Consider the following 26796-nt stretch of genomic DNA (forward strand, 5'->3'; position numbering starts at 1 on the left):
AACAAATATATAGATTTTCATCAATTTAAAGAGTTGACTATTTCTTCAAATTTTTCATTTGAGTCTATTGCCTGATAGAAACCATTTTCGACATGCATTGGTGTAACTATAGTCGTATTTTTCAATATTGGTTTATTATTAAAGAAGACAGATAGTTTGTTTCCTACGTTTTGCTTTATAAGAAGATTAAATGGTTTGCTGCAATGATCGCTATTTCTTAGTACTACAGCCGTACTTATCCTGAGGGTGGGCTCCCCCCTCTGCGACGGTAGTGACACTGCTGAGCACGGTACTGGTGCCTCCGCCTCCAGAGAGACCAATGCAGAATGTGTTCAACGACATCTTGGGTTTTCCACATCAGTCGTGATAGTAGCCTGCGCAACTCCGGGACGCTCAACGCAATCAGCCCCGGCACCGTTTTTTTTCTCCTGCACCCGCAAGGCTACCAGCACCGCGTGGGCTAACAAGGACAGCGTGATGTGGCGATACCAGCCCTGCCAGCGCCGCACTTCGTATTGCGCCAGACCGCACTCCCCCTTGGTGGCTTCGAAACCCGTCTCTATCTCCCAACGCCGGCCCGCCACCTGCGCCAGCGTCTTGAGCTTCGCCTTCTTTCGTGGGGCATACACCACGTAGTAGGCTAATTCCTGTTTCTCATCACGACTGCGACGCACGAGCAGGTAGTGACCGAAACGCCGTTCTTCCCGCGTTAATTGCAGGCGCCACAGCGGGGTAAACGCCCAGTCGTATCGACGTTCGCCTTTGGCGCCGGTTCCCGCAGACCGGCACTTCCAGGCTCGGGGCGTCAGCGATTTGGCGATGGCCTGCGCACTCATGAACACCGGTCCCTTCCACCACAGCGGCTCATTCCGGGCGACGCCCAGTACAAAGGGCTGTTGGCGCGACTCCAGCCAGACCCGCAGGCGGCGGTCACCGCCATAGACACTGTCGCCCGCGACCCAGCCACAGGGGACGCCGGCATCCAGTGCCCGCTCAAGCATCCGGCGGGCCAGCTGGGGTTTCGTGGCAAACTTCACTTCCGTGGGGATACCCGCCGCCTCACGCCGTGGCGGGTCATCAACCCACTGACGGGGCAGATATAACTCCCGGTCAATGAAGGCACTGCCCCCACCGCCGGCATAGCACAGGAAGACGCCAATCTGGCTGTTCTCCACCCGTCCGGCGGTGCCGCTGTACTGGCGCTGTACGCCGGCGGAGTACTGCCCTTTCTTGATGAATCCGGTCTCATCGACAATCAGCACGCTGTTGTCATCCCTCAGGTGGCCGACAACGTAGTCACACAAGATATCGCGGGCCGCGTCGGCATCCCACAAGGCACGTTCAAGCAGATGCTGTACCCCGTCAGGCGTGGCTTCGCCCATCCACTCAGCCAGTTGCCAGCCGTTCTTGCGTTCGACGTTGCTGAGGAGTCCCTTAAGGTAGGCCAGACTGCGCTGTCGGGGTTCGGAGCGTTTGAACAGGGGAGCTAAACGGGCGTGTAATGTATCCAGCTCCTGTGTCCACAGGGTCAACGGTGTTTGCATCGAATCTTTCGCTATGTTGGCATGAGAACTTGGCGCATTATGACACAATATCTATCTACGGCTGTAGTATTAGAGCCTATCCCAATAGGATTTTGTTCCAGACTATAATCCCGCAGGCAAAATGTAACATAGCTTCATAGTTTTCGACCTTCTTTTCCCATCGGATCAGTATCCGACGAAAGCGATTCATCCAGCTATGCGTCCTCTCGATAACCCATCTTTGAGCTTTAAAGTCCGTATTTTGGCAGGCATCTGATTCCTCCTTGCGAGACTGAATATGCGGCTCGTAATGCCGACTTCGTAGATAGTCTTTCAGCCATTTAGCATCATATCCCTTATCCAGACACAGCCTGACCTTTTTACCCGGCTTGCCTGTCTGAAGTGCATCGAGCGTATCTGCAACCAGTTTGATATCGTGCGTATTTGCTGCGCCAACAACGAGTGAAAGAGGAAGCCCGTTAGCCTCGGTCATGAGGCTGCGTTTTACGCCTTGTTTCCCTCTGTCTGTGGGGTTACGACCTGTTTTTTTGTCCCCGCTAAAGGGGATTTGGTCATGCAACCATCCAGTGATAACCACGACCAGTCGATGATCGCGAGGTGCTTGCAGGCCAGCAAACCGTTCTGCCAGAAGCGTTCAAAAACGCCGGCGTCACGCCATTCCTGAAAACGACGGTGAGCCGAACTTGACGAGCATATTCCTGTTGCATTCAGGGCATTCCATTGGCAGCCTGTTCTGAGCACAAAGAAGATGGCATCCATAGCGGCGCGGTTATCAACCCGTTTGCGATGTGTACCTAGCGGATGCTGAGTTTTATGTTCGGGGATAAGTGGCATCATTTTTTCCCAAAGCTCATCACTGAGCCGCCATTTGTTGTTTGTCATACTCTCTATACCTTCAGAAATTATCCGTTCTAGAATATTATACAACATGACAATTCCTTTTGGGATAGGTTCTAATACTACAGCCGTAGATACCAGAAAGTTGCATTTTCCTTGATGCTCACCACTCTGAGAAACCGCATGAATTAAGCTTTTCTATGAGTGTCTTTTCTGTTGAAAAAAGTAAGTACGGCTGTAGTACTAAGTTATGAGGTTCGAGTTGAGTAGACCTGCCGGTTACCCGGACAGGCCCCTCCTCAGAACCGGACTTGCGGAACTACCGCATCCGGCTCCCGGCAGACCCGTGTCCCCACACATATTCAGCGTGAATTGAACGATGCATTAGCTAAAGCAGCCATAAATCTTGGCAGTTCGCTGGGGGGAAGGGCAGGCATATTTTGCTTTTTATACAGAACTGAAATTGTTTTCTCCTTTTGCATTATGACAAGGAAGAAAGTGAAAGCATTAATTAAAGTACTCTTAATTCATTAATAAGCGTAAGGCTACGTTCAAGTATCTTAAGTAGTTTCAGTGATGAACCAGAGGGAATGCGGTGGTGCAGGTAGTGTCCATTGATGCCCATAAAAATAAAATGGGTGGAAGCAAAGTGGACATAGGCAAAGAAAAAGGGGCTACGCTTCCGCGTAACCCCTTGATTTATTTGGTGGAGCTGGCGGGAGTTGAACCCGCGTTATTTGTTTTGCATCTTATTGTTATAAATAATATTTTTATGAAATATCTTCGCTGCGTATCCTTTGCAGCTCCTTTCATGTCCCACCACTGACCTGTTTGGGTTTGTATGTGCTGCCGTCATAGTCTTTCAGATATGATCCATAATGTCTGAAAAGCATCTCTGGGCCTTTATGTCCCATTTGAGCGGCAAGCCAGAAAAGATTAACTCCCTGGCTAATGTGTTTTGTTGCAAATGTGTGCCTTGTCTGATATGGGTTGCGATACCGAATTCCAGCCTTTCTCAGTGTAGGCACCCAGGCTTTTTTACGAATTGCATCTGCACCTGCCCAAGCCTCGCCTGTTTTAGGATCTTCAAATATCACGTTGCCTTTCATGAAAGTGAATGCCTTCTGATTTAATAGGGCCGACATAGCGTCTGTGTTCAGTTCGACTTTTCTGGTACCGGCTTTTGTCTTCGTTCCTTTTATTATTCCCACAACTTTTGCCGACTGGACATGTGCGGTTTTGCCAATAAAGTCGATATCTTGCCACCGAAGCGCACATAACTCGGAGCTTCTAAGTCCTGTATGTATCGCAAAAAGGAATAAATTTTCCCATTGCTTTTGTTTATTGCCTGCTGCTGACAGTAATGCAGTAACCTCGTTAGGAGATAGGGGGTCAACAATATATTCGCTATCATTTTCTATTCGTTCAGTTTGATACCGTGATGCTGTGACTAAATTCACAGGATTCATACAATCAGGCAATCAGTAACTGCTTCATCTATGGCGCTTCGTAAAAATGACAGATTGTTCCTGATTGTTTTCAGAGCAGTTGATCGTTTTTGAATCCAAGTTTTTAATATTGCTGGTGTTAAATAAGATTCCAAAATAGCGCTACATCTTATACTACTCATAATTCTATATATAACAATGGGTTGAAGAAGGCCATGTGTAGCAAAATTATGAAATGTTATTTAACTCTATAACGGGAATTTTATGTAATTCAGATAGAGCAGTTTTACATTTTTTATATCCATTAATTGTGGATGGTGATAAATTTCGGGTTTCACAGATTTTTAAATACTCATCTAAATAATCTTTTATTGTTCTACCTTTATTGACATTTCCGAATATTTTTAGACGTGATGAATTAGGGAAAAATTCAGCATAAATAAAAATATCCCGTTCAATTTTATTGTATATTTCGCCGAGTTTACGCTCGGCATATTTAATATTTTTGGGCGTCACTTCCAGATTTGAGAGGGGTTCTCGGCATTTAACCCCCTTATATGTAAAAGAGATATTTATAGTTTCACCAGAACGATGTTTCCTTACTGTAATGCCTCTGGGCAATTTGCTATACTGTTTTTCCTGGCCCACTTAGCTACCTCATTTAAATCAATCCAGCGTTCCTTAACACCTTCAACTTTCAGTACATGTACGCCATCAAGCCAAACACCGCGCTGAATGCGTTTATTAATTGCATCAACTGTTTCCCCTGTTGCATAGCAATAAGTGGATATGGGAACACATTCAATATTTACCATTTATTTACCTCACATGGTTTTGCCTCATCATTGATATAATGATCAGATCAACGGCAGCACAAACACGGGTAATATCACCTTGATTGCAAGATGTATTTTTGACACTGGCTGCTAATCTTCCCAATTTGATATCGAAGTTGGTTAATAACTGTTGTCCTGGTTGCCAGGGTTGCATGATGGTTCTCCGGTCAATGGATTTACCATCATGCTATTCATTGTGTTACCTGATTTCTGATTAAGCTTAATCAGTTTTGAGTGTGAATTATGGCCTCAATGGGTAAACACTCAAAAATTCCAGGGCCTTGCATCCCCATATCTGCTATGAAATTTTTTTCATCCTGGTAAATATGGCCGTAAGGAATGTACTGGCAGTTTATCGAAGAACATACAAGTAGAAACAGACCGTATATCATTTTCGGTCCCTCATTTTCTCGATAGCTTGAGAATTGGATACTGGAACTATTTTAACGTCAAATGGGAAATCATAGAGTACATTACAACTCCTATCGATAATGATGATCCCATTGCGACCATCAGGTAGCGTTAATTTAACAATTTCATTTTTGCTGTGTGAATGTCTTAACATTGGTCTGTCTCTTTTAATTTACCTTCAATTTCGCATTCTGCTGCATGTTTTTTATCTAATAGACACATGACGAGAAATACAAACGTAAATTCTACATGCTTGTCGGATTTATTTTTTGACATTACCCACTTGTGTTAATTTAAGGTAATGCTAAATATCTAATGGAGGTAATATTGGTTATTTCCAGTTAATTCATTTTCCATTGAGGCCAGTAATTTATTTTTTAATTGAGCAATGATTTTCTTTTCTTCATCTGTAATATCTTGACTTTCTCCTGTTATCCATTCTACTTGGTATTTATTTAGGTTTTCATCAAATGAGATAATGATTTCTAATCGTGCAGCCATAAATCACTCCATATTATTTATTGCCCCAGTATTTGTGGGATGTAATGAATATTAACGTACTTGCAGGCTTCTCTGGCCGATTTCAATATGAGCTCCCGGTACATTGATACCGTTTTCAATAGCTTCTTTGATGGCTTTTTGTCCGGGGCGGTAATTGTCTGCACATCAACTAACTCATCAGGTAATTTTGACTCATCATCAATGATGACATTCATAATACCTTTTCTGGCTGTGAACGTGTTTCTGGTAGTTCGTAGTGAATCCATGCCGGCTTTCAGTAAACAGTCCAGCGCATACTTTTTTAGGTTTTTTACTTGCCTTTCGAATGATTTTTTACGGTCAGTGAGTCGCTTAGACTCATCCGCAAGAATCTTGGCTTGGCCTTCTATATTGCGAACATGGATCATGATAGCGTCAAGTTTATCACCGATAGTACATTCGATACTTTCAAGTGTATCGGCGATATCTTCTGGCGAGAACTCGCCGGTTTCTACCAACTGTTGTAATTTTTCATAATCTGCTGCTAATGCAATTGCGGTTGTGGTCATTGGTTTGCCTCTTCTAATTGGGTTAAACATTCTTTCTCTATTTCATTCAAGCGACGCAGACGACCAGATAAGTACTTTTCATAATCCTTGTCTCCTTTGGCCTTGGAATTGCCTAAATGAATGCTTAATTCACGGATAAGGGTAGATGCTATGCCGCGAATTTCATTTTTGCTGACAGCGGTGCGCATAGTTTCTGTATTACGGGTGAACTTATCGTCTAGTTCCTTGCGTAATCTGACTAGATCCTCGGCCTTATCACTGGCGGCCTTGATTTCAAATTCAATATTATTGTCAGCCAGATATTCAGGGTTGTCATGCATACCCATAAATACATCAGCAGAAAATCCAAGCATCGATAACGCTTTCTTTATAGCATCGGTGAGTGATTTCTTGATGGCCTCTCCATCTGTTTTAATTCCATATTTGGTTCTGTACATGTATGGTGTTGCACCATAACTTTCAATTTCAGCACAAATGTCACATTCAACCAGATACCAAAAGAGAATTTTGATAGAGTGATTTTGTTCACATATTAATGTGCCGTCAGAATCACGTAAGAATCGGCTCCCAATTTGTTTATTTTTGTCGTCATAGATAGGTTCTGACATGGGTGCACCATTGATCAGTTTTTCTTCTGTGACATTACAGCCCCATCCATAACCGAATGGTCCGAATAGTTCTGTTGCCCGCATAAACATATAGTTACTGTTTATGCTTGTACCATTGAACCCCATTCCCTCCAATGGTTTTGTAAAGTGGGGATCGGTACGTTGGACAGCCTTCCAGATACGGAGATTAGTTTGCTGTTCATTGCCTTGTGCCTTGATAGTTTCTTCCAGCAAATTGGCCCGATGTTGGAAGTTATCATCATTGGTGCTCAGGGTGGCGACAGGAGGCAATGAGGTGACTTCATCATCCGCCGTAGTGTTGTCTTGTGCAGTCTCTTCTACTGCTTTGTCCTCTTTGGTTTGCTTGGTTTTTCTGGTCTTGAGAGACTTGGCTTCGCTTTTTTTCTCCTTAACCTGTAGCGCTGCCTGTTGGGTTTCAACTTCATCTGGAGTGACATCTGTTATTGAGGCTTCTGATGTTGACACCGAATAATTGGAAACCTTGGGTTTCTCTTCTGGTAATTCAACGGGTATGTCGGTATCACTTAAAGTACAGTTTAAGAATTCCTTAATAGCGACGGCATCGGTCAGAAATTCAGGGTGGTGTTTACCTTCACGTACGACTCTGAAAAGCGTTTCCCGTGGAATGGACAGAGCGTCGGTTCTGATACGAAATGCGGTAGACCACTGCCGCCATGCTTCATTGTTATTTGTTATCAGTTGCTTAGCTTCTTTCATACTGTGTGACATAATCGCCCAGCAATGAAAGTCACCGTCTAGTAATGCCAGTGCAATTTCCAGATCTAACGTGGCGTAAGTGTGATTAAAATCACGTGTAGTAATAGATGGGTTTTTCTTTGGTTCGAGCGTTCTAGCCTGCCATGTGGTGCCGTTGAACTCGTATTCAGTAGCAAATTTTTCATCAAATTTACCAATTGGTGGGCGAGGGAAGCCTTGTATATCTTTACAAATAATCGGTTTTGATGTGTTGAAGTTGCTCATATCGTCCGCGTACTCTTCCCCAAGGTAAACAATGGCCATAGCTTTAGCCATTTTTTCGGAATTGGCTTCGAGTGCAATTGCAAGTGGTACGGCTCCATTTTTTTGAGCTTTTTTTGTCGGCTCAAAGACACAGATATATGTGAACATTGGTCTTGCCTCTTTAATAAATTGCTTTTTTTGCCAATCTTATTGCTGCCTTAATCCCAGGGCGCGAGCATACTTTTTTACCCCCCCCCCCTTGAATGAACCGTAATTATATGATCTCATTCTCCTTATTTTTCTTTTTAATACTCGCCCATGAATCCGAACCAGACCCTGATTGAACATTTAACCGTTGTGAAAGAAACTCGTTCTGACATCAATCGTCAATACGAGCTGATTGATGTTATTTTTCTTGTCATCAGCGCCATTCTCGCTGGCGCTGAAGGTTGGCAAGATATTGAAACTTATGGTCGGGCCAAAATTACGTGGCTGAAAAAATATCGCCCCTTTCTCAGTGGAATACCATGCCGACACACGGTTGCCAGAATTGTGCGCGCTATTGAACTTGATTCGCTGTTGGAGGCTTTGCTCAACTGGATCAATGAACAACGTGAACAGGCAGGGAAACCGGTCATTGCCTTCGATGGAAAAGTTCTGCGACGCGCCTACCGTAATGAAAAGCAAAACGCCGTCCAACTGGTCACGGCATATGATACGGAACAAGGATTAGTCCTGAGCCAGAAAGCCACTGCCACGAAAAACGGGGAAATCAGTATCGTGCGGCAGATGTTGGATATCCTTGACCTGAAAGGCAGCATCGTCACGCTGGATGCTTTGCATTGTCAGCGCCAAACGCTGGAAAAAATCAGCGAAAAGAAAGCCCATGTCGTGGTTCAGGTGAAAAAAAATCAACCCCATCTGTGGGAAGCCGTCCAATCGCAATTTCAGGCGGTGTTTGATGCCGGTAAAGAAAAAATTATCACGGAAGTTAAGCAAGAAGCCCATGGCCGGCGTGAAGAGCGTTATGTGTTTCAGTTAAAGCCCCAATTTACGGCAGAATTAATCGAGAAATGGCCGACCATTCGTAGCATTATCGCCGTAGAACGTCACCGGACACAAAATGGCAAAGGAACGGTGGACACGTCTTATTATGTGAGTTCCCTTTCGCCCAAGCATAAATCACTGGGATATTATATTCGCCAGCATTGGCGGATTGAAAATACCCAGCACTATATTCTTGATGTGGTCTTTAAAGAAGATGATTCACGAATTGTTCTGGAGGGTGCAGTTGAGAATCTGGCCTTATTCCGTCGTATCGTCCTGAATCTGGTCAAACAATGCGATTGCGGGGCACCGAGCCAAAGGAACAAGCTTAAAAAAGCGGGTTGGTGCGATGATTATCGGGCAAGAGTTTTCTTTGGATGAATAGCAGTCAAAGTATGCTCGTGCCCTGCCTTAATCCCGGCTTTTGGCATTTTGACTTTTGGATATAATCCCTTGACAGCATTTGAATAAACCATTCCTGTCGTTGGGTAATATTCAACTCGCCTTTTGCCACCGATAATAGATATATGCATAGTTGCGTTTGTTGTATCGCTATTATTTTCATGCTCAATAGCAATTAAATCATTATCTAGGATTAAATTAATTACATCATTTATGTTTTTCATAAATACACCTGAGCCTTAATCAGGTATTTTTTCATCAGATTTAGACATTGGTTTTTCTTCAATGCATAACAATGATTGAATATGGCCCTCAAGTTCAGAGGCTTTAGCATGAGCTTCCGCAAGAACTTTATTTTGTTCTTTCTTTAGAGTATCAATTTGTGAGTTTATAAAGTCTGGACGACTAATATTTGGATATGGGATTTCTATATCATGAATAGTGACAACTGTACCAAAGATCGATGCATTTCCGTGTTTACTTGCGTCATGTGGTAAGACTGTGATGTTCATTTTTCGTGAAATATTATTTTCGATAGCGTGAACATAGAGCTTTACTTGTATTGTTTCTTGTTGTGCTTTCATAGCAACTCCTGATATATTGTTAGCGATCAATGATGGAAATCATTGGTCTTGCCTCTTCTAACGAGTTGGTCCTCGTTAGTAGAAATTCCCGGTTAGCTTTGGTCGGCGATCCGGGGTAAAAGAACCCGCCACTTCGGTGGGTTTTTTTACATCTGTTGATTCTTAGTTTTTCCCCATATTGGTATTAGTTGGTACGGATTGATCAACGATAAATACCATTCAGAGGTTATGGTTTTAATAAATGTTTCAAACAGACCGATGAATTGGCCTAATTTGATATTCTGCATATCATTACACATAAGAACTGTTGTTCGATTGGTTAATGTGCGGGTCTTTCCCCGCCGTCCGTTGATTCACGCAGTTTCTAAGAAACCCGGCAAGAAGAACCGTAACGCACCAACTGCCAGTGTTTTTGTACCATTCCCACCGCTGGCTGGGGAATCCTGGTGTTGGTTGATCTTTCCTGTTCCACTTTCTGGTAAATACAGTTGTTATATGTGGTAATCATGGCAGGTCACATTGAACCCTGCTCTTCTCCTCCCTCATGACAATTGAAACTGTAAATTCGGTTTTGAACACTTAACCTAAACGGCTGCTGTGCCGTGCTACTGATTAGCAAATCATCTACCTCTTCGTATGTCGGTAGCGACTACTGCGTGGGCGTCCTGCCTGTTTGCTGTTGAAATTGAGTTCAGTAATTGATAAACGAAAAGTAAAGTAAAAATTAAATAATAAGAAGGGCTTATCAAAGTGTTAAGTTTAACCATTTGATTTATTTTAATTTTTATATTTATTTCAAGGTGTGAACTGAATGAATTTTCCCTTGGTGATAGCACTGTGAAATAGGATGGCCAAGATAGTTTTAGAGATTCGCTATGCATATAGCATGATAGTTTTTGGGTGTTGGCTGAAGGTTAATTAATTTTTGGATTGGGTGATTGAGGTTAACGGTTTATTCCGTAGGGTTCAGGGTAAGATAAAAATCTTGTTGATAAATAAGAAAAAAGTCGGATGGCGACTTTTTTCTATGCTTTCTTTTGCCTCTTTTTATGTAATAATTCTTCTAGTAAATTATCATAATGCCGTTTTTTATCTTCAAGATTTTTTATTAGATCATCGGCATCACTATCTGGCAGTTCGTCGAATAGCTCTAGAAGAACTTTTTGCTTAGGAGTCAATGTTACTTGTAGTGGATTTCCTAATTGGTGGGTGTTTGTATCGGCGTCTAAATAACCATCTGGCATTCGATAGTCTTGTTCTAAACGTCTCGCGGCTTTTTCGCCGAAAGATGCTTTACCATTCATAAGCTGTGACAAATAACTCTTCTCTTTTTCAGGAAGAGTTTTATCGGAAAACCAATCTCTTAGGCGTTGTTGCCTGATGTTCTTCATGCTCATTTTATTTATAAGAACCTATATATCTAGGGATTTCACTATTTTTCTACCAGTTAAATTGTGATTAGTATTCACTAAATAAGCAAATGCTTGACAAATGTTTAGTATTTATTAAACTTTCTGTATTTCTAAAAGGGGTAGTTATGAAACTAAATGATTACATTTCTAATTTAAAGCGAGGTGAAGCCAAACTTCTTGCTGAGAAGCTTGGGGTATCCAGTTCCTATTTATCGCAAATGGCACATGGTTATGCTCCAGTTCCTCCCGCCAGATGTTTTGATATAGAAAATGCAACCAATGGAAAAGTGACAAGACAAGATCTTCGTCCCCATGACTGGCAGAAAATATGGCCTGAAATAAATGCTAACTGAGCAGTCAGTATAAAAACTGATTCTCAATAATCAATATTGCGACAGGAGACGTAAACAGTGGAACAAAACATCAACGCCCTGAAAGCCGAAGTTGAGGCGTGGGCGGCAGAGAAGGGGCAGGAGTATGTAGCAATCGAAATAAGCCGAATGTACTTCTTGCTTTGTGAAAGAACGGTATCAGCCAAGTTGCATCCCATTGAAATAAATGGGAATGCTAATTGGAAAGCTATCAATAACAACAGGCAGCAAATTTTCAGGTGGTTGCGCAGTGATTCAAGGGCTGCACGAAGAAAAGTATCAGAGTTGTTACCCGCTATCCAATCAGCCCTTCCACTTGAACGCAAAGCCAGAGTTAACGGTGAAACAACTAATTATTTGATATCTGTTGCGATTCGTGAATTTACGGCGGTGATAATTGCAATCCTATTGGGAGGTTTAGGAGGTAGTGACGTATCACAACAAATAACCGTTGCGATATCAGCACTGAATGCTTTGACAAACGTTTAAAAGAGGCAAGACCAATGCTTAAAACCATAGAAAAGATCACCTATTGTAATAAGTTTCGTCTGAATGGTGAGCTTGTAACTATAGAACAAATCTCAGAAATTTATGAAGGATGTAGAGAAGCTGAGTTAAATATCTGGGAACAGTATGAACGGCAAAAGGCCAAATTGCTGGAGGAGTCTCTTACCTTTGAACGGTGTAAGTCAGTTTGCCGTCAGATTGCTAAAATACTTGGAGCTTGATTATGAGTATGTCATTGATGGTAAAAGCTATGAGTATCAAAGTTGGTAATCCTCTTCGTAAATTGGTACTGATTAAGTTGGCTGATAACGCTAATGACCAGGGAGAGTGCTGGCCGTCAGTTGCTTACATTGCTGAACAATGCGAAATATCAGAACGTTCTGTTCAAAATCACATTAAGCAATTGGTAAAAGATGGCATTGTCTGTGTTGCAGAACGGAAGACACAAAATGGACTGAATCAATCAAATGTCTATTTCCTGAATCTGGATAAATCCAGTCATGGCTATAGTGAAAATGTTGCACCATATGGTGCATCTCTTGCACCCAGTGGTGCAAATTCTGCGGGGGTTAGTGGTGCAGGAGATGCACCCAGAACCAGTCACCCTTTTGAACCAGTCACGGAACCTAAAACCCCCCTTACCCCCCGTAAGGGGAAACGGGAGAAATTAAAATTCGATCCCATCACGGCAAAGCCTAAAAACGTTAGCGATGAAGTATGGGCTGATTGGGTCACTTTTCGGCTAGAAATTAAAAAGCCGCTGACAGAAACCATGTGTAAGCAGCAAGAGAAAAAACTAGCAGATTGCACGAATCCTGATTCAGTGATTTGCACGTCAATTGCGAATGGGTGGCAAGGGTTGTTTCCTGAAAAGTCTCAAAACATCAAACCTAAATTTACTCAAAATACGCATACAAGCTATGAGGGTATAACCTACGAACCACAGGATTCTTATTGGTCAGAAAATATTGATTAGGGGGAGAAATGAACTCTAATAGCTTACTTGACAGTATCAACATTGCCCCACGTTTTGAACATGCCAGCTTTGAAAATTATCAGCCTATAAACAAAGCTGCTCAACATAATCTGAAGATCTGCCAAAGTTATGTTCAGACTTGGAAAGAACGCAAAGTTGCGGGTGAGGGGATCATCATGTGTGGCCGTCTTGGTACCGGGAAAACTCATCTGGCTGTTGCGACATGCCGTGAAATAGTCACTCAGAACGGTATCAGTGCGTTTATTACAACCGCATCACGTATTATCAGGGCATTTCGTCGTTCATGGAGTAATGATGCTGACACCAACGAGTTCGAGACACTGAGGTTTTACAGTGAGTTGGATTTGCTGATCATCGATGAGATTGGCGTTCAATACGGCACTGAATCAGAGCGAAATATCTTGTTTGAGGTGATTAATAACCGATATGAAGATTTATTACCAACGATCCTGATCAGTAATTTGCCAATGAATGACCTGCCGGTGTTTTTAGGGGACCGAGTATTAGATCGTGTGTTACAGGGTGGGGTAGTGTTGGCTTTTGACTGGGATAGTTACCGGAGGGGGCAGTAGTATGAATGAGCTCAATCTAGAGTCTGCGGTTATAAGCGGATTGTTGTCAGGTGGTGCAACGCAGGATGCTTATGATGTTTTTGCAACGTTGTCAGAAGAGGCGTTTAGTTCAAGTTTTTTGCGTCGTGTCTACGTTGAAATCAAAAAACAAGCGTTCAGTAGTTCCCTGATTGATCCGATATTCATCGCTGAGGCTATGAGTGGAGATGGTAATACATTAGCTAATATCCTGGAGTTGAGTAAGAGTCCTGTTTGGAATGCAAACCTGAAAGGCTATGCCAATAAAGTTAGTGAATATTGGTATGTTCGGCGGGTTACAGCAGTGATCAACGCTGGCCAACAGGCGTTACTGGAAACTAAAAATCATATTCAAGCACAACATGTTATAACGGGCTTTATGTCCACTATGGGGGAGCTAATACGAGATACTGGCAACCTGGCTCCCGTGCACATCAAGACATTGATTGAAGGGTACATTGACACACTGGGGAGGCGTAACTTAGGTGAGGATAGTCGCGGTATGATTATGACAGGTATTGAGCCATTTGACTCGTTGACGGGGGGATTTAACCCAACTGATTTAATTCTCATCGGTGGTCGTCCCGGCATGGGCAAAACAGAACTGGCACTTTGCATGATTGAGGGTATGACTAGGAATGGAGGGGCGGTATTGCTGTTTTCAATGGAAATGGCAGCACAACAAATTACAGAACGTATAGTTGCTGGTTCTGTCCAGTTGTCAGTTTCGAAATTGAGACGTGGTGAATTTTATGATGAAGATTGGGCTCGTATATCTAACGCAATAAGCGAGTTAATAGATCGCGATATTCATATTCTTGATGCTAGTGAATTAAGCGCTGAACAGATATGTGCTATCAGTGAAACGCATAAGCGCAGGTACCCGAATCTGAAAGGTATTTTTGTTGATTATCTTGGGTTGATAGAAAGGCCCAAAGCCGAGCGTAATGACCTTGCTATCGCTCAAATATCCAGGGCCCTCAAGGGACTAGCTAAGCGATTGCATACACCTGTTACAGCATTGAGTCAGTTATCAAGAGACGTTGATAAACGGCCTATACATCAGCGTCGTCCTGTTGCAGCGGATTTACGAGACTCAGGTAGCCTAGAGCAAGATGCAGATCGAATTATTTTTACTTATCGTGATGTTGTTTATAACCCACTAAGAACCTATCCCAAAAGGAATTGTCATGTTGTATAATATTCTAGAACGGATAATTTCTGAAGGTATAGAGAGTATGACAAACAACAAATGGCGGCTCAGTGATGAGCTTTGGGAAAAAATGATGCCACTTATCCCCGAACATAAAACTCAGCATCCGCTAGGTACACATCGCAAACGGGTTGATAACCGCGCCGCTATGGATGCCATCTTCTTTGTGCTCAGAACAGGCTGCCAATGGAATGCCCTGAATGCAACAGGAATATGCTCGTCAAGTTCGGCTCACCGTCGTTTTCAGGAATGGCGTGACGCCGGCGTTTTTGAACGCTTCTGGCAGAACGGTTTGCTGGCCTGCAAGCACCTCGCGATCATCGACTGGTCGTGGTTATCACTGGATGGTTGCATGACCAAATCCCCTTTAGCGGGGACAAAAAAACAGGTCGTAACCCCACAGACAGAGGGAAACAAGGCGTAAAACGCAGCCTCATGACCGAGGCTAACGGGCTTCCTCTTTCACTCGTTGTTGGCGCAGCAAACACGCACGATATCAAACTGGTTGCAGATACGCTCGATGCACTTCAGACAGGCAAGCCGGGTAAAAAGGTCAGGCTGTGTCTGGATAAGGGATATGATGCTAAATGGCTGAAAGACTATCTACGAAGTCGGCATTACGAGCCGCATATTCAGTCTCGCAAGGAGGAATCAGATGCCTGCCAAAATACGGACTTTAAAGCTCAAAGATGGGTTATCGAGAGGACGCATAGCTGGATGAATCGCTTTCGTCGGATACTGATCCGATGGGAAAAGAAGGTCGAAAACTATGAAGCTATGTTACATTTTGCCTGCGGGATTATAGTCTGGAACAAAATCCTATTGGGATAGGCTCTAATACTACAGCCGTAGATACCAGAAAGTTGCATTTTCCTTGATGCTCACAACTCTGAGAAACCGCATGAATTAAGCTTTTCTATGAGTGTCTTTTCTGTTGAAAAAAGTAAGTACGGCTGTAGTACTAAGTCCAGCCAGAAATTATGCCGAGATTATTTTGGATAAGAATCGTCACGGTGAAACCGGAACGATATTCCAGGAATTTAAAAACGGGCATTACTTACCAACTGATCAAATTGTTGCTGCTGAAATATGTCGTACACAGCAACAGGCTAAACAAAAAGAGCGCCGATACGCAGACAAAGCATTTTAACTAAAGACCAAAAGAGGCAGATCAAAATGACCATAAACAGTAAACTGATTTTATTAGATAATTTGGGTAGTTATGAATTATCCCGTTTTGGGTGCAGTGCTGAAAGCATCGTTATCTTACAAATTTAGACTTAAAAGCTAGTCGATTCAACGTAAACGCCAGCAGGATGCTGGCTTTACCAAAATTGCTGGTGGATAACTAGGAGCTGGAGATGCTGAAGCGCAATTGTACTCTTCGAAGGCGGGAGAAAGCCTTTCTGTAGCTGAATATTGTTTTTCTAGTGAAGTGGCCTGATGGAACACACTGGGATGGTATAAGAGTTGAAGTTGTATTTGTAACGTACAAATTACATATCAAGTATATTGCTTGCGTTCAAAACGAAAAAAAAATACCATAAAATCTGCTTAACGCAATCAGGGTATCTAAATGAGCATTAACGACACACAAAGTGATATTACCGATTTGATAATAAACGCTTTCAGGCGTGATTTTTGGCTTAACGTACAAGATGCATTATATGCTAAGTATGCTGCAGCACAGGAAGTAACTGTAGGCAATATATTAAAACTTGGTGAACCGGAGCAACGTAGATTTAGGCCTCAGGCTAGGCACTATGGCCTTAATTCAGCATTGAGGGAGGCCGCAAGTCGCTCTGGTTATCTTTGTTACGATGCTGATACATCCCCGAAAGGGGAGCATTACATTATTATCGATTCAGAAGGTGTTAAAATTAGCCGTATTGGGTTAAATCACGATGAGCGCCATATAAGAGGTGCTAAACATCGTTCATTGATAGCCCAATTGAATGAAAAATTTGAAGGCTATACTCCAGATCTTTTTAGAGAAGAAGATAGTAAACATCATAATGACATTGATACGTTAGGTGTGTTGTTAATAAATATTAATCCACCATATCATGAATCTCAGGCCAGCATGATGGATTTAAGGATTGTGGTTCCTTTTACCAATATGAAAGGTTTTCACTATAATAAATCTGTAACGGAGCTTTTAGCCCTCTATACTGGAGAGAAGAAGATAGTCATTCCTGATATGGTTTTACCTAAGCTCAAGAAGCGCCTGAAGGATCAGGAAAAATAGAATAGGTGAGACATTATGAGAGTGGGAATTTCTGGTTTCCAATCTGAAAGGTTGACACAGATAAGAGAAGCGAGGGGATTATCGAAAATTAACCTTGGTAGGTTAGTAGATCGTTCGCCATCAACTATTACCAAATGGGAAAACGGTAATCATTCCCCCGATGCAGAAGTATTGCATAGCTTAAGTCAGATTCTTAATTGCCCGGTAAGTTGGTTCACAAAGCCTATTGTTAAGTACGAAAAAAAACCAGTATTCTTCCGAACACTTTCAACCACGGCAAAAGACTTATGTATCGCCTCAGAGCGATACATGGGGTGGTTTCAAGAGTTATCATGTAAGATGCAAGAATATCTTGATTATCCAGAGGTTAACATTCCTCATCTTAACGTAAAGGATTACAGAGCGATAGATGATCAATTGATTGAAAGAATGGCTTTTGAGTGTAGGAAAGCTTGGGGATTAGGTATTGCACCGATAGATGATCTATTACTGGTAATGGAGAATGCGGGGATAGTCTGTTCCAGATTTGAACAAGGTAGTTCTGTAATGGATGGCTATTCTCAATGGAATGATTTAGAGAATAGACCGTATGTGGTTTTAGCTAGTGATAAAGATAACTATTATCGTAGTCGATTTGATGCTGCTCATGAATTAGGTCATATAGTCTTACATCGATATATAAATAAATTTGATAATATCAATTTTAATCCAATAGAAGAGCAAGCACATAAGTTTGCGTCGAGTTTCATGCTGCCGGAAGAGTCATTTTCTGTAGAGCTTCCTCCATATCCTACATTGCAGAATTTCATATCTCTAAAAAATCGCTGGGGGATGTCGGCACAATCTATGATCCTTAGAGCGAGAAATTTAGAATTAATATCTTCTCTGGAATATCAGAGGTTATATAAAAATATTTCTGCTAGAGGTTGGCGAAAAGGAGAGCCGCTTGATGATCTTAGAAAACCAGAGTCGGTTCGTTTGTTACCTAGGTGCTTAAATCTATTATTGGATTCTAGAACTTTTAGTAAAAAAACACTTCTTGAGGAATTTGGTTTCCCAAAAGGAGATTTAGAGGATTTATGTTCAGTTCCTAAGGGATTCTTGTCAGAATCACAGGTACTTGATTTCCAATCCAGAATACAATTGAAGAATAGTATTAATATATCTACTACACAACAAGATACAAACGTCGTCAATTTATTTAATAGAAAGTAAAATTGGGAATTAATACTAACACCTGTTATTCTGTTCGTATCGGCCTGAACATCTGATAACCTAAACAAAAGCTGCTGTGTCATAACTTTGAGGATAAGTAATGACGCAGCATAGTTTTATCAAAATTTCGAATGACACCCTGAGACCTGCGACTCCCGCAGCCAGGGAATACCTGCACTCCAAAGTGAAGTGGGGCGATGTGCTCTATGCGGATTTTAAGAAAGCACGTAACCCGCGTTTCCATCGTAAATATTTTGCCCTTCTGAATCTCGGCTATGAATACTGGGAACCTGCTGGGGGTACCATTTCCCCGGAAGAGAAAGCGCTTGTGCGTGGCTACGTACAATTTCTTGCACACTTCGCGGGCAGTGAAGATGTCTTACAATCCGCTGCGGATGAATATCTTGCTGGCATATCTAAAAACCGAGCCCAGAATATTACTGCCACCAAATCCTTTGATGCCTTTCGGCGCTGGGCAACAGTGGAATCAGGGCACTATGACATTTACGAAATGCCCAACGGCAGTCTGTACCGTGAACCTCGTTCAGTCAGTTTCGCCAAAATGGAAGAGATGGAATTTCAGGAACTTTATAAAGATACATTAAACGTGCTTTGGAACTTTATTTTGTATCGCAATTTCCCGACCCGAAACGCCGCTGAACATGCAGCTTCTCAGTTGTCCGATTTTATGTAATGAGAGGCAGAGCCAATGGCTAAAAGTGAAAAACAGTGGCTTTCTAATGTGACATTACTGGGATGTATCTGTTGTCGGAATATGGGGTTGGGAGTAATACTTGCGGAAATTCATCATGTGAGAGTGGTACAAGATATGGCAAGCAATCCACAGTATGGCAACGGAACTATTGCCCCAAGTTAAAAGGGAAGTTGAAGAGGTACGGTTATGTCGGGTGTGATATTTTCAACGGATGGGCTGCAATTGACTCAGGCACAAGAAATTTGGTTGCAGGACTGGTTATCCAAGTTCGGTGCATGGGTGTATTCTGGCAGGCTTGATAAACGTCAGAGCAGTATGATTGCTGAGCTTATGGCGACGGTAGAGCTGAGAGGTTATCCAGAATGTCCGATATGCAATGATGATGACGGAATGCTAATCGCTAGGGTAGTAGACCATATTTACCACATTGATCGGGTTGCATTTGGGATGTTGCTTAGTACTACAGCCGTAGATACCAGAAAGTTGCATTTTCCTTGATGCTCACAACTCTGAGAAACCGCATGAATTAAGCTTTTCTATGAGTGTCTTTTCTGTTGAAAAAAGTAAGTACGGCTGTAGTATTAGTCGATATGTTTATTGTGTATCTGATAGAGCAATTGCCAAACATTATCATGCAACGGTTCAGCCAAGAATTATGATCCGCAGAAATGGTATGTTGCGTAAGCGAAAGCCATCAATGTCAACTTGTCGGCGTGAGGTTGAGGAAATATTAAGAGCAACGGAATATTTGATTTATCAACCATTGCAAGATGCCTTTATAAGACGGTAACAGGAAAGAAAATCAAGACTTTTGTCACGAACGTGTTGACATCTTTGAACTTATGAACCACTATTTCAGTATATGTTGTGATAGTAGTATTCGTGACTGATAGCCTCGCCCAGTGCGGGGTTTTTTATTGCCTGAAATTCAGATAAGACTTGCTGTTGTCATTGGTCAGAGTTACATGTGTGTCTATGCACAATAACTGACCAAAGGTTTAAATTATCATGCTAAAACATGAAGATATGACAACAACAGCCTCATGTGTTTTAGAAACAGTACCAATGTATGACTGGGTTTCTATTCCCGATGTTTCAACTCTGACGGGGCTATCAACACCGCGTTGCCAATTACTTTTAACTCAATTTTGTCTGGCTGGCTTGATGGAAAGCCGGGACAACGACACCTTTTTCAAGCGTTGCCTTTGATGGGGTGACTTCTTAAGCGGTGAAATGGATGGCTGGTGGAGTTGACGACACCAGCCATTCGCCTGTTCTGTGCTAACCAGAGAGTAAGCTAGTATCGATTATGGAAAATATTGTGAATTTAAGTGGTATCACATTAATTAATGACGACTCTCTACGATTTATCAAAACGTTACCAGACAACTGCATAGACTTAATCGCCACCGATCCCCCCTATTTTCGGGTAAAAGAGTGTGGTTGGGACAGACAATGGGAGGATGTAACGGCTTATCTTGCGTGGCTGGATGAAGTACTGACTGAATTCTGGCGTGTGCTGAAACCCAACGGCAGTTTGTATATATTTTGTGGTTCGCGTTTGGCGTCTGATACGGAAATCCTTGTTCGTGAACGGTTCAATGTGCTTAACCACATTATCTGGGCAAAACCTTCTGGTCCGTGGCGCAGGCAGAATAAAGAAAGTTTAAGGGCTTATTTCCCTTCTACTGAACGGATCATATTTGCTGAACATTATCAGGGGCCTTATCAACCTAAAGGTGATGGGTATTTCCACAAATGCCGCGAACTTAAGCAATATGTCTTTAAACCGCTTGTGGACTACTTTCGCAATGCACGAAAGGTGTTGGGTGTCACAGCAAAAGAAATTAACGCTGCCACAGGAAAACAGATGGCCAGTCACTGGTTCAGTGATAGCCAGTGGCAATTACCCAATGAAGTGGATTACCAAAAACTGCGGATATTGTTCGCTCGAATAGCCAGAGAAAAACACCAGAACGGAGAATTAAACAGGCCATATCATGAGTTAGGAGAATCTCATCTTACTTTGTCACGCCAATATGAGGAATTGAGTCTGGAATATGGGCTGCTGCGCCGTCCGTTCTCGGTGACGGTAGATGTGCCTTATACTGATGTCTGGTCTTTTCCACCTGTTCAGTATTACCCAGGTAAACATCCTTGCGAAAAGCCGGCAGACTTGATGGCGCATATTATCCGATCCAGTAGTCGGGAAGGGGATTTGGTGGCGGACTTCTTTATGGGATCAGGCTCAACACTAAAAGCGGCACTGAAGCTGAATCGTAGGGTCTTGGGTGTAGAACTGGAAGAAGAGTACTTTAACCAAACTAAGCGGGAAATTGGGGCGATGATATGAATAACTACCTCGCTGCGGTGAGGGGTTATTTGAGTTTCTCTCATTAGTTATTATGGCGAAATAGTGAATTGCTGGATAGTATTTGACGGATTTCATTGTCAGAAAGTGGTTGTGATCTCGGTGAACAGAGATTAACTTTTTGACTTGAAGTAATGCTCTTAGCGAGATCTATATAAGCTCTAAATTCAACTTGGCTGTGTCCACCTTCATTCATTTCCATCGGCTGAATAATCACATGATGGTTTGACAAAAAAAAGTTATACCAAGTATTTTTTCTCACTTTCTTTATTAATTTTTTAAGCAAAAACATTGCAGGTATCATTTGCCCTAGTAATAAACGAGATGTGGTAAAGGGAGTGTCGGGGGTACCAGAGACTTCTTTACCAGTGCTGACGTTGCGAACAACAATTTTATTAATATATAGTCGTATGTAAATTAAGCTCATAAAAATGTGTATGTCAGGTAATTCAAATTTGTTGCAAGTATACGTTCTTCTCTTAATGCAGTGAAGTCTGATGCTTATTGAGTCTTTTAAATCAATACAGGGCAAATCAGCCCAAGTAATTAAATTAACTAAATGATCACTCCATCAGTGGGATGGAATTATGCGTATGGACAAATACACCAGCCCCACTGCATACACTTGGGGCACATTTACAGCAATGCTTAGTGCTCTGTCGCTGAACGACTGGGCCATCATTATTGGCATTATCTGCACTGTTGGCACCTTTGGGGTCAACTGGTACTACAAGCATCGGGAGCTTAGCCGCAATGACAAAGACTAGTAAGTTAAGTGCTGCGGTTATCGGTCTGGTTCTCTCTGGTGCAGGTGCCACGGCGATATTGTCTCAGTTCTTGGACGAGAAAGAGGGTAACCGGCTATCAGCGTATCAAGATGCGGGGGGAGTCTGGACAATCTGCCGAGGTGTTACTCGGATTGATGGAACTCCCGCTCGTCAGGGGATGAGGTTAATGCCGAATCAGTGCCGTGACCTCAATGCACAAGAAGCAAAGCAGGCTATTGCATGGGTAAAACGCAATGTGCGGGTGCCATTAACTGAACCTCAGATAGCAGGTATTGCCAGCTTTTGCCCATATAACATTGGCCCATCGAAATGCTTCTCTTCCACATTCTATAGAAAGCTGAATGCCGGAGATAAGAAAGGCGCTTGTGCTGAGATAAAACGTTGGGTATTTGATAATGGTCGAGACTGTCGACAGACCAAAGGGCAGGCAAACGGCTGTTATGGTCAAGTTGAGCGACGTGCCCAGGAATCGGAATTAACTTGCTGGGGGCTGGATGAATAGACATTCGTTGGCCAGGATATTGTTTCTGTTTGGCTTCTTTCTTGCTTTGATAGGTAGAGATGGATGGAGCTGGTTTCTGGGGTGTTGTTGCTATGAAATTTAGCTTTCATTACTACACTATACTAGCGTTGCTCCTTATTTCATTGACAGCGTATTACTATCACTTTGAGTTACAGAAAGAACAGCATATTACAAAACAGCGGCAATCAGAAATCCAACAGCTTACGGATGCGCTTGATTATCAAAACTCACATATCACTATGCTGCGCGAACTTGATGTGAAACACACTCAGGAACTTGCTAATGCCAAATCTGAAATTGATGTTCTTCGCAATGATGTTGCTGCCGGTCGTCGCAAGCTGCGTATCCAAGCCACCTGTCCCGTGCGTGAGGCCACTATCTCCGGCGGCGTGGGCACTACAACCACAGTCGAACTCACTGGAGAAACTGGATCAATTGTTCTTGATATCCGAGAAGGCATCATCAATGACCGAGCAAAATTAAGATATTTGCAGGATTACATAAAAACTGAATGTTACAAGGTGACAAAATGAAAACAGAAGTTGATCTGATTTACTTCGAGAAAGACAGGGAAACGCAAACACGACTCAGTAAATACTATGTATCGCATAACAATTCAGAGACGATCCTTGACCAAACGCTTATCATCAGCAAAGACGAATTCGGTAAATACATTGCAAAAATGGCGTTTACTAATTTCCCTAAACTGAAATCAGAGAAAGAGACAGCATTAAAATTGGCGGACCGGATGAAACACATGAGTGAAGTGATAGAAGAACACTGGCAGGATAAGATACCGCATCCAGAGGCAGCTCCTTCTAATTGAGGAATAGAACACATTGCCACTTCAGAGCAAATGATACTGGGGTGGCAGGAGTATGTTAGGGGCAGTGCATTAACTGAGTATTGGAATTTTTTCTTAAAATCGGCTTTACGTCAGAGGACGAAGAAAAAAAATAGTGCTATATATTCAGTTAGCGTTTAAAGTTCCCGACCTCAAAAACGGTTACATTAACACCTTGGAAAGAAAGACAAGATAATGAAAGACATAGACGTACGGCGTGCTGTTCATTCTAAGATACTGAAGGAGCATCACAAAGATCCTGATACATTGATTATTGACGAGTTCACAATGAGTCTCGGAGCAAGCCGTGCTGATATTACGGTGATTAATGGACTTATGCATGGTTATGAAATCAAAAGTAAAAGTGATAACTTGCTCCGTTTACCATTACAGATTCAATATTATTCATCGGTTATGGATAAGGTAACTCTTGTCGTTTCTGAAACTCACTCTAAGCCAGCAATGGAGATTATTCCTGATTGGTGGGGAGTTAAGATAGTAACGCAAGGTGCAAGAAATGGTATACATTTACACACTGAGCGCCACAATCGCCTTAATCCGTCTATAGATAAAGTATCCCTTTCTATGTTGCTATGGAAAGAGGAAATGCTGGAAATTTTCTCTGATTTAGGTAAAGGCCGTGGTCTAAAAAGCAAACCACGGCGTGTGTTATGGAATAAATTAGCCGAAACTTTAGATACAGATGAGCTTCGTGATTTGGTCAGGAAAAAGCTTAAAGCCCGTACAAATTGGAAAGCTGAGAGACTACCTTAGTAATATGGTGGTTTTGTCCAATTCTCCTCCAAACTTCTGGACTGCCAAATTTGTGATTTCCCGCAGGATCTTGAAGGTATTGCGTGTATTCTCTCGCGTAATTATCAATATCTCTATCACCCGTAGAGAATGAATTTCCTGAGTATTCAGGGTGGGTCACAATTGCTTTACTATGAGCGCCATACTGTTCATAGCCATATCGATTCGCAACTTGTCCTCTAAATACTAAAAAATCACTATCGGCAGTATATCGAACACTGGCGGTAACACTGGGGAATCGAGTTGCAAGGCGAGAATAATCAGGGTGCTGTATACCATAGTCACTATAAATGATGTTTCTTAATAACTGTCCGCTAGAGTGAAGAGCTTTCCACAATCTCCATTCCAAGCGAGTTTGAGAGTAAGTTCCTAACGGTATGCCGCTCAAATCAATAGGGAAAGATCCTGATGCTAATGATATAGAACGGAATCTCTGTAGGTTGCTAAAGTTATTAATCAAGCCCAACGCAAGTATTTTGCTATGCCCTGAGCTGACATCACTTTCTGATAGCATATCTCGTAGATCGATAATTACATCAATATGCTCAGGGGTAATTTGTAATTCATGGATATAATCAGTAATTAGCTGAGGATTGACTAAATCAGTGGTTGTTAATCTGAAGCAAATTTCGCCCTGCACAAGGGTGCTGATAGATTGTTTATAATCGACTGATCTGGTCGGAGATGTTACCGGAATCACTCTAAACCCAGCGTTTCTTGCTTGGATTATAGCATTTTCAATCGGATATGTGTCTGTTGAAGCAATAAATTGCTCTTCGATTAAAATCCCATCTAAAAATACTATAGGAATACCATCACACCCAGAAAGAATTTTTCTCTCAAACTCATTTAGCATTTCATTATATGTTTTATCTGGGATATCTGTGTCAGGGTCTATGGGAACTGGCTCAATTTCTAATAGAGGAATAATCTTTGATTTCGTAAAAGTGTCGAGTTGATTTAATGCATTAAATTCAGCTCTTTTGGTCTTTAAGATAGGGATATATGAAATTGTTTCAAGCACTGTTTATCTCCTAATTTTGATAAGGTTAAAGAATAGACAGTCTATTACCTTTCGTTAGATAACACATAGAGAGCTGGATCGTATTTTCTTAAATAGATGAAGATATGCATTAGTAATCGTGATGTTATTCATGTTTCTTTACTAACATAATTTTCTAACGATAAATTCTTATTTCTGTGTCCATTCCCTGAATAGCTACAGGAATATCCGCATGCCATCACATCTCGTGGTGGCATTTTGTATCTATCGCGTACTAGTGATAATGCTGATGTATAATCCTCCCATGCAAGGAGGAAGTGATGTTAAAAATATTCAATTGCGTAAAACTTATCGGATTGCTGATTGTTTTTATTTTACCTTGTATCGGGTACTCGGAAACCCAATACGTAGATCCTATGACAACATGTCTAAATGATTATGTCCTTCCTAAATTATCAGCAGACATACTGCCTGAAAAGTTAGTGGATGATGCTTTTATTACGTGCAAATTTCAGGTTGATGAGTGGCTTAAGCCTTTTGAGGCTATTGATAAACGTGAAGAAAACTATAAATCTATGCATGATTTTTATGCTCGAATGGTAAATATCAGACGGAAAGCCGAATTAAGCAATAACTGAATGATGATTATTTGTTATTGAATAAATATTGTATGTTGACCACCTTCCACGGTGGTTTTTATATTTTAAGGGAAAGAAATGGCAAAAAATACTGACTGGGAGGGAATAGAGCGTGATTACCGTTCCGGCCTTCTCTCAATCAGGGAGATTGCTAAACAATATGGCATCAGTGATGCAGCGATTCGAAAAAGAGCGAAAACTGAGGGATGGGTTCGCACTATTGTTGAAAGTACGCAGTGCGAACCTGATGCGAACCAAGCGGAAAGTCAGGTAGCAAGTAACACCAGTAATATCTTGGAGTCTGAAAAGTTCGCAGAGAGTTCGCAAGGAACCGCAGGGATTCTAAAGCCGCAATACGAACAGTTTGCTCAAAACATAGCGGCGGGTATGCCGATGAAAGAGGCGGCAATTTGTGCGGGTTACTCTCCAGCCCGTGCTGATTCTCAATCATCCATATTGATACGCAGACCGGAAATAAAAGCCCGCATTCGAGAACTGAGAAACGAAGCGGCGTTGCTTGTTTCATTCAATGCTGGACACTTGGCTGAATTGTCGTTTCGTGCTGGGAAGGAAGCGTTAGCAGATAAGAAATTCGGGCAGGTTGCCCCAAATATTAAAAATGCCGCGCAACTTACCGGTATCGATATGAGCAGCAATAAAACTGAGGTCAATGTTGATCTCGCTGGTCTGAGTTATGGCAAGGTCTGCATTGTCACTCCCGCCAATTGCCCGGCTGATGTCTGGTCAACATATATGGAGAAATTGCGCGAGGGAAAACAGATAGCCCGGTCATAATTGATG

The 26796-nt window shown here is 42.2% G+C and carries 31 protein-coding genes, 1 tRNA gene and 5 pseudogenes; 23 read left to right on the plus strand and 14 right to left on the minus strand.

Features of this window, described 5'->3' with window-relative positions:
- Positions 1-210: 210 nt before the first annotated feature.
- The 9 genes and pseudogenes from VY86_RS26200 to VY86_RS11550 all read right to left on the minus strand — a co-directional run bounded on the left by VY86_RS26200 (position 211) and on the right by VY86_RS11550 (position 7882).
- Positions 211-342 carry a hypothetical protein gene (locus VY86_RS26200; protein WP_274521074.1) on the minus strand — a complete coding sequence of 44 codons (132 nt, stop codon included), beginning with the start codon at positions 340-342 and terminating at the stop codon, positions 211-213.
- On the minus strand, positions 333-1544 hold the full coding sequence (locus VY86_RS11510) for an IS701 family transposase (protein WP_238591457.1): 1212 nt from the start codon (positions 1542-1544) through the stop codon (positions 333-335). The genes VY86_RS26200 and VY86_RS11510 overlap by 10 nt, the downstream gene beginning before the upstream one ends.
- 76 nt (positions 1545-1620) lie before the next feature.
- Positions 1621-2426, minus strand: a pseudogene (locus VY86_RS24125) (IS5 family transposase).
- 659 nt (positions 2427-3085) lie between these two features.
- Positions 3086-3188: transfer RNA gene (locus VY86_RS24730), tRNA-OTHER, on the minus strand.
- A 2-nt stretch (positions 3189-3190) separates the two neighbouring features.
- Positions 3191-4477 (minus strand): annotated as a pseudogene (locus VY86_RS24735) (Arm DNA-binding domain-containing protein).
- On the minus strand, positions 4429-4644 hold the full coding sequence (locus VY86_RS11535) for a hypothetical protein (protein ID WP_046975048.1): 216 nt from the start codon (positions 4642-4644) through the stop codon (positions 4429-4431). The pseudogene VY86_RS24735 and the gene VY86_RS11535 overlap by 49 nt, the downstream one beginning before the upstream one ends.
- Before the next feature lie 744 nt (positions 4645-5388).
- Positions 5389-5577 carry a hypothetical protein gene (locus tag VY86_RS11540; protein ID WP_040149348.1) on the minus strand — a complete coding sequence of 63 codons (189 nt, stop codon included), beginning with the start codon at positions 5575-5577 and terminating at the stop codon, positions 5389-5391.
- A 51-nt stretch (positions 5578-5628) separates the two neighbouring features.
- Positions 5629-6125: pseudogene (locus tag VY86_RS11545) on the minus strand (siphovirus Gp157 family protein).
- Entirely contained in the window at positions 6122-7882 is a 1761-nt protein-coding gene (locus tag VY86_RS11550; protein ID WP_011147662.1) for a hypothetical protein, read from the minus strand. Before VY86_RS11550 ends, VY86_RS11545 begins: the two are co-directional and overlap by 4 nt.
- Before the next feature lie 150 nt (positions 7883-8032).
- On the opposite strand from VY86_RS11550, the gene VY86_RS11555 reads away from it, so the two are divergent.
- Entirely contained in the window at positions 8033-9142 is a 1110-nt protein-coding gene (locus VY86_RS11555) for an ISAs1 family transposase (RefSeq protein WP_046973751.1), read from the plus strand.
- On the opposite strand, the gene VY86_RS11560 is transcribed toward VY86_RS11555, so the two are convergent.
- The 3 genes from VY86_RS11560 to VY86_RS25865 all read right to left on the minus strand — a co-directional run bounded on the left by VY86_RS11560 (position 9115) and on the right by VY86_RS25865 (position 11138).
- Positions 9115-9387 carry a hypothetical protein gene (locus tag VY86_RS11560; protein ID WP_046975049.1) on the minus strand — a complete coding sequence of 91 codons (273 nt, stop codon included), beginning with the start codon at positions 9385-9387 and terminating at the stop codon, positions 9115-9117. The genes VY86_RS11555 and VY86_RS11560 overlap by 28 nt on opposite strands.
- A gap of 15 nt (positions 9388-9402) precedes the next feature.
- Positions 9403-9747, minus strand: coding sequence for a hypothetical protein (locus tag VY86_RS11565; protein WP_046975050.1), 345 nt, complete (start codon positions 9745-9747; stop codon positions 9403-9405).
- A gap of 1025 nt (positions 9748-10772) precedes the next feature.
- On the minus strand, positions 10773-11138 hold the full coding sequence (locus tag VY86_RS25865) for a hypothetical protein (protein ID WP_052760825.1): 366 nt from the start codon (positions 11136-11138) through the stop codon (positions 10773-10775).
- Positions 11139-11284: 146 nt separating this feature from the next.
- On the opposite strand from VY86_RS25865, the gene VY86_RS11575 reads away from it, so the two are divergent.
- From VY86_RS11575 to VY86_RS11645, 15 genes and pseudogenes are all read left to right on the plus strand, one after another.
- Entirely contained in the window at positions 11285-11512 is a 228-nt protein-coding gene (locus VY86_RS11575) for a transcriptional regulator (RefSeq protein ID WP_041380257.1), read from the plus strand.
- 57 nt (positions 11513-11569) lie between these two features.
- A complete protein-coding gene (locus VY86_RS11580) occupies positions 11570-12019 on the plus strand; it encodes a toxin YdaT family protein (protein WP_046975051.1) in 450 nt (149 codons plus the stop codon).
- A gap of 14 nt (positions 12020-12033) precedes the next feature.
- Positions 12034-12258 (plus strand): hypothetical protein, encoded by a 225-nt coding sequence (locus VY86_RS11585; RefSeq protein WP_011147655.1) that lies wholly within the window; start codon positions 12034-12036, stop codon positions 12256-12258.
- Between the two features lie 2 nt (positions 12259-12260).
- Positions 12261-13013 carry a helix-turn-helix domain-containing protein gene (locus tag VY86_RS11590; RefSeq protein WP_011147654.1) on the plus strand — a complete coding sequence of 251 codons (753 nt, stop codon included), beginning with the start codon at positions 12261-12263 and terminating at the stop codon, positions 13011-13013.
- Positions 13014-13021: 8 nt separating this feature from the next.
- Positions 13022-13606, plus strand: a complete 585-nt coding sequence (locus tag VY86_RS11595; RefSeq protein WP_011147653.1) for an ATP-binding protein — start codon at positions 13022-13024, stop codon at positions 13604-13606.
- Position 13607: 1 nt separating this feature from the next.
- Positions 13608-14825: a replicative DNA helicase gene (locus VY86_RS11600; protein WP_052760826.1), complete on the plus strand. Its 1218-nt coding sequence runs from the start codon at positions 13608-13610 to the stop codon at positions 14823-14825.
- Between the two features lie 85 nt (positions 14826-14910).
- A pseudogene (locus VY86_RS24130) lies at positions 14911-15668 on the plus strand (IS5 family transposase).
- A gap of 133 nt (positions 15669-15801) precedes the next feature.
- A pseudogene (locus VY86_RS11615) lies at positions 15802-15987 on the plus strand (replicative DNA helicase); the annotation flags it as partial.
- 426 nt (positions 15988-16413) lie between these two features.
- Positions 16414-17085, plus strand: a complete 672-nt coding sequence (locus tag VY86_RS11620) for a hypothetical protein (RefSeq protein WP_046975052.1) — start codon at positions 16414-16416, stop codon at positions 17083-17085.
- Between the two features lie 15 nt (positions 17086-17100).
- Positions 17101-18300 (plus strand): helix-turn-helix domain-containing protein, encoded by a 1200-nt coding sequence (locus tag VY86_RS11625; RefSeq protein ID WP_046975053.1) that lies wholly within the window; start codon positions 17101-17103, stop codon positions 18298-18300.
- Positions 18301-18400: 100 nt separating this feature from the next.
- Positions 18401-18994, plus strand: coding sequence for a DUF1367 family protein (locus VY86_RS11630; protein WP_011147649.1), 594 nt, complete (start codon positions 18401-18403; stop codon positions 18992-18994).
- Positions 18995-19009: 15 nt separating this feature from the next.
- Positions 19010-19177, plus strand: coding sequence for a hypothetical protein (locus tag VY86_RS23395; protein ID WP_387696039.1), 168 nt, complete (start codon positions 19010-19012; stop codon positions 19175-19177).
- 24 nt (positions 19178-19201) lie between these two features.
- On the plus strand, positions 19202-19513 hold the full coding sequence (locus VY86_RS11635) for an antiterminator Q family protein (RefSeq protein WP_158019946.1): 312 nt from the start codon (positions 19202-19204) through the stop codon (positions 19511-19513).
- A 510-nt stretch (positions 19514-20023) separates the two neighbouring features.
- Positions 20024-20224: a hypothetical protein gene (locus tag VY86_RS23400; protein WP_011147645.1), complete on the plus strand. Its 201-nt coding sequence runs from the start codon at positions 20024-20026 to the stop codon at positions 20222-20224.
- A gap of 100 nt (positions 20225-20324) precedes the next feature.
- A complete protein-coding gene (locus tag VY86_RS11645) occupies positions 20325-21368 on the plus strand; it encodes a DNA-methyltransferase (protein WP_193386951.1) in 1044 nt (347 codons plus the stop codon).
- A 43-nt stretch (positions 21369-21411) separates the two neighbouring features.
- Here the strand turns inward: VY86_RS11645 and VY86_RS23405 are convergent, their stop codons facing one another.
- Positions 21412-21813, minus strand: a complete 402-nt coding sequence (locus tag VY86_RS23405; RefSeq protein ID WP_011147598.1) for a YjaA family stress response protein — start codon at positions 21811-21813, stop codon at positions 21412-21414.
- A gap of 160 nt (positions 21814-21973) precedes the next feature.
- Between VY86_RS23405 and VY86_RS11650 the strand changes: the two genes are divergently transcribed.
- The 5 genes from VY86_RS11650 (at position 21974) to VY86_RS11670 (ending at position 24315) form a co-directional block, all read left to right on the plus strand.
- A complete protein-coding gene (locus tag VY86_RS11650) occupies positions 21974-22153 on the plus strand; it encodes a phage holin family protein (protein WP_046975055.1) in 180 nt (59 codons plus the stop codon).
- Positions 22140-22676: a lysozyme gene (locus VY86_RS11655; RefSeq protein WP_011147596.1), complete on the plus strand. Its 537-nt coding sequence runs from the start codon at positions 22140-22142 to the stop codon at positions 22674-22676. Before VY86_RS11650 ends, VY86_RS11655 begins: the two co-directional genes overlap by 14 nt.
- 92 nt (positions 22677-22768) lie before the next feature.
- On the plus strand, positions 22769-23230 hold the full coding sequence (locus VY86_RS11660) for a lysis protein (protein ID WP_046976839.1): 462 nt from the start codon (positions 22769-22771) through the stop codon (positions 23228-23230).
- A complete protein-coding gene (locus VY86_RS11665) occupies positions 23227-23523 on the plus strand; it encodes a hypothetical protein (RefSeq protein WP_046975056.1) in 297 nt (98 codons plus the stop codon). Before VY86_RS11660 ends, VY86_RS11665 begins: the two co-directional genes overlap by 4 nt.
- Before the next feature lie 213 nt (positions 23524-23736).
- Positions 23737-24315, plus strand: coding sequence for a sce7726 family protein (locus VY86_RS11670; protein ID WP_046975057.1), 579 nt, complete (start codon positions 23737-23739; stop codon positions 24313-24315).
- Here the strand turns inward: VY86_RS11670 and VY86_RS11675 are convergent.
- Entirely contained in the window at positions 24275-25378 is a 1104-nt protein-coding gene (locus VY86_RS11675; RefSeq protein ID WP_046975058.1) for a beta family protein, read from the minus strand. The genes VY86_RS11670 and VY86_RS11675 overlap by 41 nt on opposite strands.
- Positions 25379-25677: 299 nt before the next feature.
- Here VY86_RS11675 and VY86_RS11680 point away from each other — a divergent pair, with 299 nt between their 5' ends.
- Together VY86_RS11680 and VY86_RS11685 are read left to right on the plus strand one after the other, a co-directional pair.
- Positions 25678-25995, plus strand: coding sequence for a hypothetical protein (locus tag VY86_RS11680; protein ID WP_046975059.1), 318 nt, complete (start codon positions 25678-25680; stop codon positions 25993-25995).
- A 78-nt stretch (positions 25996-26073) separates the two neighbouring features.
- Positions 26074-26790: a terminase small subunit gene (locus VY86_RS11685; protein ID WP_046975060.1), complete on the plus strand. Its 717-nt coding sequence runs from the start codon at positions 26074-26076 to the stop codon at positions 26788-26790.
- Positions 26791-26796: the final 6 nt, after the last annotated feature.

The organism is Photorhabdus thracensis (assembly GCF_001010285.1).
In the GTDB taxonomy this organism is placed as follows: domain Bacteria; phylum Pseudomonadota; class Gammaproteobacteria; order Enterobacterales; family Enterobacteriaceae; genus Photorhabdus; species Photorhabdus temperata.